At 57.8% G+C, this 8,732-nt stretch carries 13 protein-coding genes; 11 read left to right on the forward strand and 2 right to left on the reverse strand.

Translation table 11 applies throughout. The annotated features are described in order from the left end of the window. Window positions 1-114 precede the first annotated feature (114 nt). Window positions 115-315, reverse strand: coding sequence for a hypothetical protein (locus NAO55_RS20730; protein WP_256070306.1), 201 nt, complete (start codon window positions 313-315; stop codon window positions 115-117). 72 nt (window positions 316-387) lie between these two features. Further along, entirely contained in the window at window positions 388-654 is a 267-nt protein-coding gene (locus NAO55_RS20735) for a DNA-binding protein (protein ID WP_256070307.1), read from the reverse strand. A gap of 151 nt (window positions 655-805) precedes the next feature. Here NAO55_RS20735 and NAO55_RS20740 point away from each other — a divergent pair, with 151 nt between their 5' ends. From NAO55_RS20740 to NAO55_RS20790, 11 genes are all read left to right on the forward strand, one after another. After that, on the forward strand, window positions 806-1,021 hold the full coding sequence (locus tag NAO55_RS20740; protein WP_256070318.1) for a helix-turn-helix domain-containing protein: 216 nt from the start codon (window positions 806-808) through the stop codon (window positions 1,019-1,021). A 324-nt stretch (window positions 1,022-1,345) separates the two neighbouring features. After that, complete coding sequence (gene pflM / locus NAO55_RS20745) at window positions 1,346-1,633, forward strand: lysogeny maintenance protein PflM (RefSeq protein ID WP_256070308.1); 288 nt, start codon at window positions 1,346-1,348, stop codon at window positions 1,631-1,633. 618 nt (window positions 1,634-2,251) lie between these two features. After that, window positions 2,252-2,632, forward strand: a complete 381-nt coding sequence (locus NAO55_RS20750) for a DNA-binding protein (RefSeq protein ID WP_256070309.1) — start codon at window positions 2,252-2,254, stop codon at window positions 2,630-2,632. Between the two features lie 14 nt (window positions 2,633-2,646). After that, the gene (locus tag NAO55_RS20755; RefSeq protein ID WP_256070310.1) at window positions 2,647-2,826 is read left to right on the forward strand and encodes a hypothetical protein; all 180 of its coding nucleotides are present in this window, start codon (window positions 2,647-2,649) and stop codon (window positions 2,824-2,826) included. Next, complete coding sequence (locus tag NAO55_RS20760) at window positions 2,823-3,050, forward strand: hypothetical protein (protein ID WP_256070311.1); 228 nt, start codon at window positions 2,823-2,825, stop codon at window positions 3,048-3,050. The genes NAO55_RS20755 and NAO55_RS20760 overlap by 4 nt, the downstream gene beginning before the upstream one ends. A gap of 21 nt (window positions 3,051-3,071) precedes the next feature. Beyond that, window positions 3,072-3,293, forward strand: coding sequence for a hypothetical protein (locus NAO55_RS20765; protein WP_256070312.1), 222 nt, complete (start codon window positions 3,072-3,074; stop codon window positions 3,291-3,293). Window positions 3,294-3,363: 70 nt separating this feature from the next. Next, the gene (locus tag NAO55_RS20770) at window positions 3,364-4,746 is read left to right on the forward strand and encodes a methyltransferase (protein ID WP_256070313.1); all 1,383 of its coding nucleotides are present in this window, start codon (window positions 3,364-3,366) and stop codon (window positions 4,744-4,746) included. Between the two features lie 10 nt (window positions 4,747-4,756). Continuing rightward, window positions 4,757-5,098: a hypothetical protein gene (locus NAO55_RS20775; RefSeq protein ID WP_256070314.1), complete on the forward strand. Its 342-nt coding sequence runs from the start codon at window positions 4,757-4,759 to the stop codon at window positions 5,096-5,098. Window positions 5,099-5,101: 3 nt separating this feature from the next. After that, window positions 5,102-6,253 (forward strand): zonular occludens toxin domain-containing protein, encoded by a 1,152-nt coding sequence (locus NAO55_RS20780; protein ID WP_256070315.1) that lies wholly within the window; start codon window positions 5,102-5,104, stop codon window positions 6,251-6,253. A gap of 116 nt (window positions 6,254-6,369) precedes the next feature. Continuing rightward, a complete protein-coding gene (locus NAO55_RS20785) occupies window positions 6,370-7,656 on the forward strand; it encodes a phage replication initiation factor (protein ID WP_256070316.1) in 1,287 nt (428 codons plus the stop codon). Beyond that, window positions 7,656-8,714: a phage integrase gene (locus tag NAO55_RS20790; RefSeq protein ID WP_256070317.1), complete on the forward strand. Its 1,059-nt coding sequence runs from the start codon at window positions 7,656-7,658 to the stop codon at window positions 8,712-8,714. The genes NAO55_RS20785 and NAO55_RS20790 overlap by 1 nt, the downstream gene beginning before the upstream one ends. Window positions 8,715-8,732 lie beyond the last annotated feature (18 nt).

An 8,732-nucleotide genomic window follows, 5' to 3' on the forward strand; every position in this document is an offset into this window, starting at 1 on the left:
CTCTCGTCGGAGGGTGTCATTGCCGGTCTGTTTGAGTCATTACGGGCGTTGCCGTTGGGCCGGACGGTCGTTAGCGGTCAGTCTGGGCCTTTGTTTTCGACACTTTTTCGACAGCTATAACTTGTCGGGATCAAGAAGTTCGATTTGTGAACAACGGATGTTGGTCTTCTCGTTCCGTAGCTGCGCGATCTGCTTTCGCAGTTCCTCCCCTTGTTTGCAGTCCTTTTGAGTCGTGAAGATGTAGGACTCTTTGAGAGGCGTTTGCGCTGTTTTCGGTGGATCAATAAGTGCCGCAGTTAATATCCAAGCGATCATCGCAATCTCCCTGCTAACTTCCTCTTGCACTTCTTTGCCGGAACCAACGATTAGCAACTATTTCCGTTAATGCTATCCCGCGCTTTGATTGGGCAAGTTTGAATGTGCCTCGTCATACTCGGGGCTTGTTTGGCCCGACTCTGGGGCAATCGTCCCGCTTACTAACCAAAGGGCGTATTCGGGTGCCAACCCGACGATGACTTTGATGTCATCTTCGTTTATTCGGCGTCCACCCTTTCTCAACGCATACCATTTTTCTCGGTCAATGCCGCTTAGCTCCTCCAGCTTTTTGGCCGTGAGCTTCTTATGCTCAAGAATTGCTACGAAGCGCTCTCTCATATTCCCTTTTCATCTATAAAACCGGCAAATATTGCTGGTCAACTGTTTTCGTCTTCCTATAATAGTCAATATGAACCCGCAAATAATGCCGGTCCATAGTTGCCATGAAATATCCTTCAACGACCCAAATAGTGCCGGAACGACCATGACAATGGAACTGGAATCCCTAGACGCTAGCCGCCTCGTTGAGGTGCAAAAGGATGTCGAGCTGATCGAGCAATGGGCCGAGCGCAATGGCGTGACCTGCGATACGGCGCGTGCATGGGCGAAGCGCGGTGTGCTTCCGACGATCAAGCTCGGCAAGCGCCGCGTGATCAATTGTGTCCAGTTCCGTGCATGGCTTCTTGAACAGGAGTGGACGGCATGACCTTATCAACTGAGCGTGTGTTCTCTTCGCTGCTGGCCCGTCTTCTCGAAGTCCGTCTTAGCGGTCGTGACAGCGTTTCCGAGTACCTGTGTGCTGCCAAGTTCGGCGCGGTTCAAGGCCAGCTTGGCGCCCTAGAAGACCTCGGCGTCATCACTTGGGATCAGCTGGTTCTGCTTACTGACTTGCTGCTTAACGCCTCCAAGCATGCTGGCGAGCCGTTTCCTAGCGCTCGTAATGTCGGGCCTGTAATGCCCGCTAACGTTTCCTACGTGCGTCGCTATGGAAACGACGTGCGGGTAAAGCCAGCGGCGCAGGTGCCATCCAGTGAGCCTGTCACGGTACCTGCGCCTGCCTCACGCCCGGAACTGCGACTGCTCTGTCTGCTGGTCAAGGATCGTAGCGGCGGTTCCCGTTCTCTCCCGATCCACACCATGCGACCACTGCCGCCCCGCGTCGGCCCGGTTGGTCGATGGTCGCTGGCAAGTGACGCCGCGTTCTACCTGCGCGAAACACGAGCCGAGCGCCCGTCCCCCGAAGTATTGGCACGTTATTCACGACAGCGGCAAACCAACGCCCTACGTGCCGATTCACGAGCCGTTTGAACTGGAGTAGATGCCCATGATCCCGCCCCGCCTGAATCAAGTGGAAGACAAAGACGTGCGCTTCTACGTGGTTTCCCAGACCTCCGTAAAGCTCGCCTTGAGTGAGGAAGCTGTGAACCGTGGAACCGACCTTTGGACCCTCGGCGGTGCTGTTCTCTCGCAGTGGGTAGCGGCTGGCTGTCCTGACCGGTTTACCGCCACCACCTTTCCCTCTTCCCCCGCCCCGTCGCCATCGCCGTCGGTCGCGGGACCAAAGGAGCCTGAAGCCTGACGCCTGCAAGGGCGCGAAGCGGCGTAGCGGACCCTTGCGGGGGTCAGGCGTAGGGCTACGGTCCTGAGCGACCGATGGGATGGCAGAGGGGTGCGGGAAGAGGTCCCCCGCCCTTGAGCTTGAGCCAGAGGAAGCGCTTTTGACGTTGCTTCTAAGCGCCGGGACGGCAAGAGCGACAGGGATCGTTACCCGTAAGGGCCAAGACCGTAAGGGCTTGGTGAGCGAAGCGAGTAGAGCCCGCCCCGTAAGGGGTCGCCAGACAGAACACGAGACAACGCCAACGGCCAAGGCAATAGAGCCAAAAGGGGCCAATGGAAACAGCAAGCCCCAAGGGGCAAACCAAAAGGAAGCAAAGCAATGTTCGTAATCCCAGCAGCCACCTCGATCACCAGCCTGTTCGTCATCAAGAAAGACCACTACACGAACAAAGACACCGGTGAAGTACGCGCCAATATCCAAGCGCTGTCGCCCATTCCAGCCGGAAGCAACGGTAATGCCGAAGGCTTCGAAGTGACCGAATACGCTGCCGATGCTGGCTGCCTGGATCACATTGATCTGAGCCAAGGCCCGGTCGCGCTGACCTTCGAAAGTCAGATTCGCCCAATTACCAACCGCTTCGGTCGCACGACTAACACGCAGGTACTCGTCAAGGTCGTGTCCAGCCAGCCGCAGCAACGCCCGGCCCAACCGCAGCCGCAGCCGCCCAGCAAAGCCCCTGACGCGGCCAAAGCGAACTAACGGGAGGGGTGGTCATGCTGATCGTCGATCAAGTGCTGTGTGATTGCTGCGGCTGCGACATGGGCAAGCTCATGGCTCAGCCCGCGCCGCAAAGCGACCTGCTGCCCGATCTGCGTGTGCCGCCCCACTTCGCCGTCTGTCCTGACTGCAAGTCCTCTGAAGAAACCGCCGACCTTGAAGGGGCCGGCGTATGACTTACGCGCTCACCTGTGACGGCTCTGTTTCTGTCGATCCGGGCGGCGCGCCCCTGTGTTCCGGTGGCTGGGTCATGGTCCAGCTACCTGAGCAGTTCGACCCCAGCCAGTTGGACCCGGCGCTTCTGGCTCAACTGTTCGGGGTCGGTTTCACGCTGGTAACCACTGTGCTTCTGATCGGCATCGGCGCTAAAGCCGTTCTCGACTTCATCAAGCACGCCTAACCCAACAAAGGAGCTTCACCCATGCAACAGATCAAACGCATTTCCCGCGACCTCGCTCTGGCCGTTCCCTTCATCGCTGCCGCGTCGGCCTCTCACGCTGCTGGTTGGGATTACGCCACGCTGACCGATGCCGTCGACTTCACCACTATCGGCACGGCCGTTCTCGCCGTCGCTGCGCTGCTGGCAGTCGTCTATGCCGGCATCAAGGGTGCTCGTATCGTCCTCGGCTTCCTGCGTGGCTAAGCGCGTTCTCTGCGTTCCGGGCCGGCTCTTTTGCCGGCCTTTCTTTTCGTGAGGTGGGTATGGAAGCGCTTTGGCACTTCGCCTTTTTCTGCATCGGTGCGGCCTGCGCCTACGGCATCTTTTCGAGGTGGTGAACATCATGGCGAACCTCTGCCGATACCTCATCGCAGCTTTTTTACTGGTTTCCTCTGGCGCATTTGCTGCTGTTGAGGTGCCTCGATACCACGGAAAGATTGGTTCGTGGGAATCACCCGGCAAAACCTCTAAATCGGCTGCGTGCCGTGCTGTATTCGAAATTGAAACCGCATATACCTTTCTCGCGGCTGGCTCCGGTGAATCGTCCGGCTCGTGCCTTGGTACTCAAGGCACCCAGAATTTCCAAGTTGGCTCGTGGATTCGCCGTTTCATTACCTGTGAACATGGCTCAACTGATGGTGTGACCTGTGATGAACCTCCTCCGCCCCCCCCTGAAGACTGCGCGGCCGGTGGTCCCGGTATCTTCAGCAAGTCCGGTCCCCTCATTAACTCCAACGGGTCAAATTACGTTGTGACCTCTGGCGGCGGCTCTGTTTGCTATGGCCAGTGTTCACATACGCTCGCTGATCGTCCTGCTAGTTGCTACGCGACGGCAGAGGGTTCCACCTCTGGATTCTGTAACTACATCGGTACCCCTACCGGTGAAACCTGCTCTGAACCTGATGCGCCCCTTGGCTCTACCGGCTCGCCTCTGAATCCCGCCGATACCCCGAACGTCCCTCCGTCTGATCCCAACGATCCCGGTTGCCCTGACGGCTACGGCTGGTCAGGCACGACCTGTTCCAAGCTCCCGCCGCCTGACGGTGGCGATACTGGTGGTGGCGACACTGGCGGCGATACCGGCGGCGGTGACACTGGTGGCGGCGATACGGGTGGTGGCGGCGGTGGCGATTCCGGTGGTGGTGACACTGGTGGCGGTGACACTGGTGGCGATACGGGCGGCGGTGACACCGGTGGCGGTGATGAAGGTGGCGGCGAGATTGGTGACGGTACTGGCGGTGGCACCGGTGGCGGCACCGGCGACGGCGAAGGAGATGACGGCCTTGGTGGCGATCATTCATCCGGCGTTGGTAACTGTTCCGATGAGCGCTGTAGTTTCAGTGAGGACACGAAAGGCTATGTCACCGCTACAGCTTCTGTAGCTGATATATCTGACCCTGAAGGCCCCTTTTATGAGGGTAAATTCTTTGACGGTCTTTCAAAGAATTTCAATGCCTCTCCGCTTGGCAAGTCCATTTCAGAACTCAAATTCCCGGACGAGCAGGGCGTTTGCCCAACTGGAACGCTTGATATTTTTAACGAGCGCATCGAGTTCAATACTCATTGCCATCTTTACGACAGTGTTCGCGGAATTCTTAGTTCCATTTTTCTCGCCCTTTGGGGGCTTGCTGCGGTCAGGATTCTTTTAAGCGCGTGAGGTTAGAGCCATGATTGACGCAATAAAGACATTCTTTAAATCCCTGTTCGATCCATTCTGGGACGCGTTCCAGCGTGTATTTGATTTCTTCAATGAGTTCTTTTCCTTTCTATTTGAAGCCATCCGTGCCGGTATCTCAGAAATCTTTGTGCATATTCAGGGGTGGGCGTGGTCCGTTATCTATAGCCTGCCGGTTCCTGATTTCATCGTTAGCGCTAAAGATGCCTTACAAGGCATTCCGCCTAGTGTTCTTTTCTTTACGAGCGCCTGCCAAGTTGGCCCTGGACTAACGATGATTATCGGCGCCTATGTTCTTCGCTTCCTTATTCGCCGAATTCCAATTATCGGGTGACCTATGGCGATCGACGCATACACCGGGTTGCCCGGGCACGGCAAAAGCTACGGTGTCGTTGAACACGTCATCATCCCCAGCTTGAAACAAGGCCGGCATGTGGTGACGAATATTCCGCTTCAGATCGACGCGCTGCTGGCCGAGTTCGGCGGAACCATCGCGCAGTTGCCGGCTGATTGGTTCGAGCGCCGCGATCTGGCCGACCTGACGCCCAACGGCTGCGTTTTGGTGCTGGATGAACTCTGGCGCCGCTGGCCGAAGGGGCAGAAAACCAACGCCGCGCCGCTCGAAGATAAAGCGCTGCTGGCAGAACACCGGCACCGGGTCGATGCCAAAGGCCAGTCGATGCGCGTTGTACTGGTGACGCAGGATCTCGAACAGATCGCCTCGTGGGTGACGCTGCTGGTCGAGACCACCTATCGCATCGTCAAGAAGTCGAAGAAGTTCTACCGGGTCGACATCTATCGCGGTGCCGCCAAGGGCCAGCGTCCGCCGAAAAGCGCTTTGCTGCGTCAGGCGCCGGGTACGTTCAAGCCGTCCGTGTGGTGTTACTACCAGTCGGCCACGCAATCGGCCAGCGGTGAGGTAGGCGACGAGTCCAAGGCAGACGGGCGCGCTTCGCTGCTGCGGTCTTGGGGGCTTTGGGGGTTGATCGTCATCATGCTGGTCTGCGGCACCTTTGGCGTGATCGGCATCCGTTCGTTCTTCTCGACGCCCGTTGTTCAGGCTCCTAAGGAAGCTGCTGCGCCTGTCGTGGCTGAGCAGCCCAAGCTGGAACCATCACGCGCTGCGCGTGCTGCTACTGCCGTTTACAGCAAGCCCGAGGGGCCGACTATGTCTCTGACGTGGCGTGTCGGTGGCTATGTCTTTTCGCCGACCGGCGCATGGTCGCCGCCTTCGGCTGACGACCCGGATTCAGACGGCATTTACTGGCAGACCGAATCCAAGCGTGTCAGCAAGACCGCGCGCGTCGTGCTCGTATCGACCAGTGGCCTGACGCGCGTTTTGCCGATCAGTGAGTGCAATTTCTTCGCCGGCCAAATGGACATGTATTGCGATGTGGATGGCGAACGTGTCACGCCGTGGACCGGTCGAGGTGCCGTCACCAGCGTGATTGATCCTGTCGCTTCAATCGGGGGCGGCGTCCAGCGCTGAAGCCGCTGGGCGTCAGCGTAGCGCAACGGCTAGCGGCTTCAGTGCGGTGACGTCCCTGTAGCACGTCAATAACACAAGTAAGCAAACGGTCAGTAACGGTCAATTTGGGGTGATGTATGGCAAAGGATCAAATCCGGGTTCTGTTCGGCGCCGATGGTGAGGTCGTCGAGAATCCGAAGGGCCGCGTATTTTTTGACAGTCATCTGGCGAAGTTCACCGACCTGTCGGGTGTTCGCCTGCTGCGTTGCGGTGTCGATACCGTTCGCCAGTTGTACGAAGGGCTGCTGAGGCCCGAACTGCTCGCATTGTTCGGCGAGAAGCCCGGCATGGTCGACTTCGCCGGTTACCGCTTCCATGCGTCGCGCGTGGGCCGTGACAGCGGCTATCAGTTCAAGCTGCAGAATGCCGACCTCGGCTTGATCCTGTTGCTGAAAAACTTCAACCGCAAGCTGGATGCCATCGGGCCTCACCTGAAAATTGAAGTGTCGCCGCATGCGATTGACGCTCACGAGCCTGAGCGCCTTCAGCAGCTCATGGATCGTTTGGCCGGCGACGCGATGACCCATGTATCGCCTAAGCAATGCGCGGTGCATTTGGCCGTCGATTTTCAGGGCTGGACTCCCTCTGAGGAGTTCGTAGCCGGCATGCATTGCAAGGCGACCAGCATTCGCAGCTTCGACGGCATCAGCCGGTTCGAGTGGGCTGACAAGTCGGCGGCCTACGGGCGCGGTCAGTCCTATTTGTTCGGTTCTGCTGGGGCGTGTCAGCTGGGCGTCTACAACAAGACCCTTCAGGCCAAGGCCATCGATAAGCTGGACTGGTGGGAAGGCGTCTGGCGTCGCAATGACAGTTTCGACGTAGGCGACCCGGACAATTACGACCCGGAACAGCCGGTTTGGCGCGTCGAGTTCCGTTTCCATCACTCCATTGTTGACCAGTTCGCAGCCGGTAGCTGCTCGACCAATTCCGGGCAATTCATTGAGACGCGCACGTTTGCGGAATTTGCGCCGCACCTCGATGGCCTCTGGCGTTACGGCTTCAGCCGTTTCCGGCTGATGGCGCGTCCGGGCTGGCTCGACCCGATCTGGACGTTGCTGCGTGATGACGTGACGGTTGAGACTGGGGTTAGCTCGCTTGTCGATGAAACCTACTATAAGCGCCGGTACAAGACTGCTCGGGGGTTTTCCGGCAAGAACATCGATCTGATGATTGGCAACGCCATCACGCTCGCGGCGCGGCAAGGGTTGGACGCAAAAAAGACGTTTAAGGCTCTCAAGAGCCTGCCGTTCTGGCCGCTGATCGTGAGCTACTACCGTGACAAGGGGCTAACGCCGCAGGACATACGATCAATGATCGGAGAGCGCCTGGAGGAACGAACCGTTCGGTGGGGAGTTGCTGTCTGATGGCAATAGAGCAACTGCCCGATGGCCGCTGGAAGGTCGATGTTGAGCCGATCAAGGGCAAGCGCTTCCGCAAGACAGTGAAGACGAAGGCTGAGGCGATCCGGTTTGAGTCGGTTTGTCGTGCTGAGTGCATCCAGCCACAAAAGTGGAATCCGAAGCCGCTGGACAACCGCAAGCTAAGCCAGCTTGTTCAACGCTGGTATGACCTGCACGGCCATGCGATCACCAGTGGCAGGCGACGGGCGAACATGCTTCAGCTTATGGCCAAGCGGCTGGGCGATCCGGTAGCGCGAAAGCTGACCGGTTCTGATTTGGTGAACCTGCGCCGATCTGAACTGGAAGCGGGTGCCAAGCCAAAGTCCATCAATAACCGACTGTCCTTTCTGAAGACCGTTTTCAACGAGCTGTATCGGCTGAGCGATATCGACTATCCCAACCCGCTCGCCAAGGTTAAGCCGCTGAAGCTTCAGGAAGCTGAGCTTTCCTATCTGCAGGCTGACCAGATTCGCCAGTTGTTGGCGTCGCTGGATAAAAGCCGCTCGTCTAGCGTTCGATTGGTTGCTGAGGTTTGTCTTGCTACTGGCGCCCGCTGGTCGGAGGCGCAAGGCTTACGGCCTGATCTGGTCCGAAACAATACGGTCACGTTCGTTAATACCAAATCGAAACGGGTACGCACGGTTCCGATTAGCGAATCGTTGGCGCAGCGGGTTTCGGCGCACCTGAAAGCAAAGGGGCGGTTTACCGTTTGCCTGCGGGCGTTTCGCATTGCTTTAAAGGCGAGTGGGATAGCGCTTCCGAAGGGGCAAGCAAGCCACGTGCTGCGACATACGTTTGCCAGCCATTTCATGATGAACGGCGGCGGCATCCTCACGCTGAGCAAGATTCTCGGTCACTCGTCGCTGTCGGTCACCATGCGTTATGCGCACCTTTCTCCGTCGCATTTTATGGAAGCCGTGCGCTTCAATCCTTTGGATGGTTTCGACACTTCTTCGACATCCGCCAAGCGGCCAAGAAAGAAAACCCTTAAAATTCAATCGCTTGGGGCTTCTTCGCCGTAGATGCTCGAAAGTTTATAG

Source organism: Stutzerimonas frequens (assembly GCF_024448335.1).
GTDB lineage: Bacteria > Pseudomonadota > Gammaproteobacteria > Pseudomonadales > Pseudomonadaceae > Stutzerimonas > Stutzerimonas frequens.

What these genes read in the sequence shown, in the direction of transcription:
- NAO55_RS20730 (WP_256070306.1), bottom strand. Translation starts at nt 315, where the DNA reads ATGATCGCTTGGATATTAACTGCGGCACTTATTGATCCACCGAAAACA.
- NAO55_RS20735 (WP_256070307.1), bottom strand. Translation starts at nt 654, where the DNA reads ATGAGAGAGCGCTTCGTAGCAATTCTTGAGCATAAGAAGCTCACGGCC.
- NAO55_RS20740 (WP_256070318.1), top strand. Translation starts at nt 806, where the DNA reads ATGGAACTGGAATCCCTAGACGCTAGCCGCCTCGTTGAGGTGCAAAAG.
- NAO55_RS20750 (WP_256070309.1), top strand. Translation starts at nt 2,252, where the DNA reads ATGTTCGTAATCCCAGCAGCCACCTCGATCACCAGCCTGTTCGTCATC.
- NAO55_RS20755 (WP_256070310.1), top strand. Translation starts at nt 2,647, where the DNA reads ATGCTGATCGTCGATCAAGTGCTGTGTGATTGCTGCGGCTGCGACATG.
- NAO55_RS20760 (WP_256070311.1), top strand. Translation starts at nt 2,823, where the DNA reads ATGACTTACGCGCTCACCTGTGACGGCTCTGTTTCTGTCGATCCGGGC.
- NAO55_RS20765 (WP_256070312.1), top strand. Translation starts at nt 3,072, where the DNA reads ATGCAACAGATCAAACGCATTTCCCGCGACCTCGCTCTGGCCGTTCCC.
- NAO55_RS20775 (WP_256070314.1), top strand. Translation starts at nt 4,757, where the DNA reads ATGATTGACGCAATAAAGACATTCTTTAAATCCCTGTTCGATCCATTC.
- NAO55_RS20780 (WP_256070315.1), top strand. Translation starts at nt 5,102, where the DNA reads ATGGCGATCGACGCATACACCGGGTTGCCCGGGCACGGCAAAAGCTAC.
- NAO55_RS20785 (WP_256070316.1), top strand. Translation starts at nt 6,370, where the DNA reads ATGGCAAAGGATCAAATCCGGGTTCTGTTCGGCGCCGATGGTGAGGTC.
- NAO55_RS20790 (WP_256070317.1), top strand. Translation starts at nt 7,656, where the DNA reads ATGGCAATAGAGCAACTGCCCGATGGCCGCTGGAAGGTCGATGTTGAG.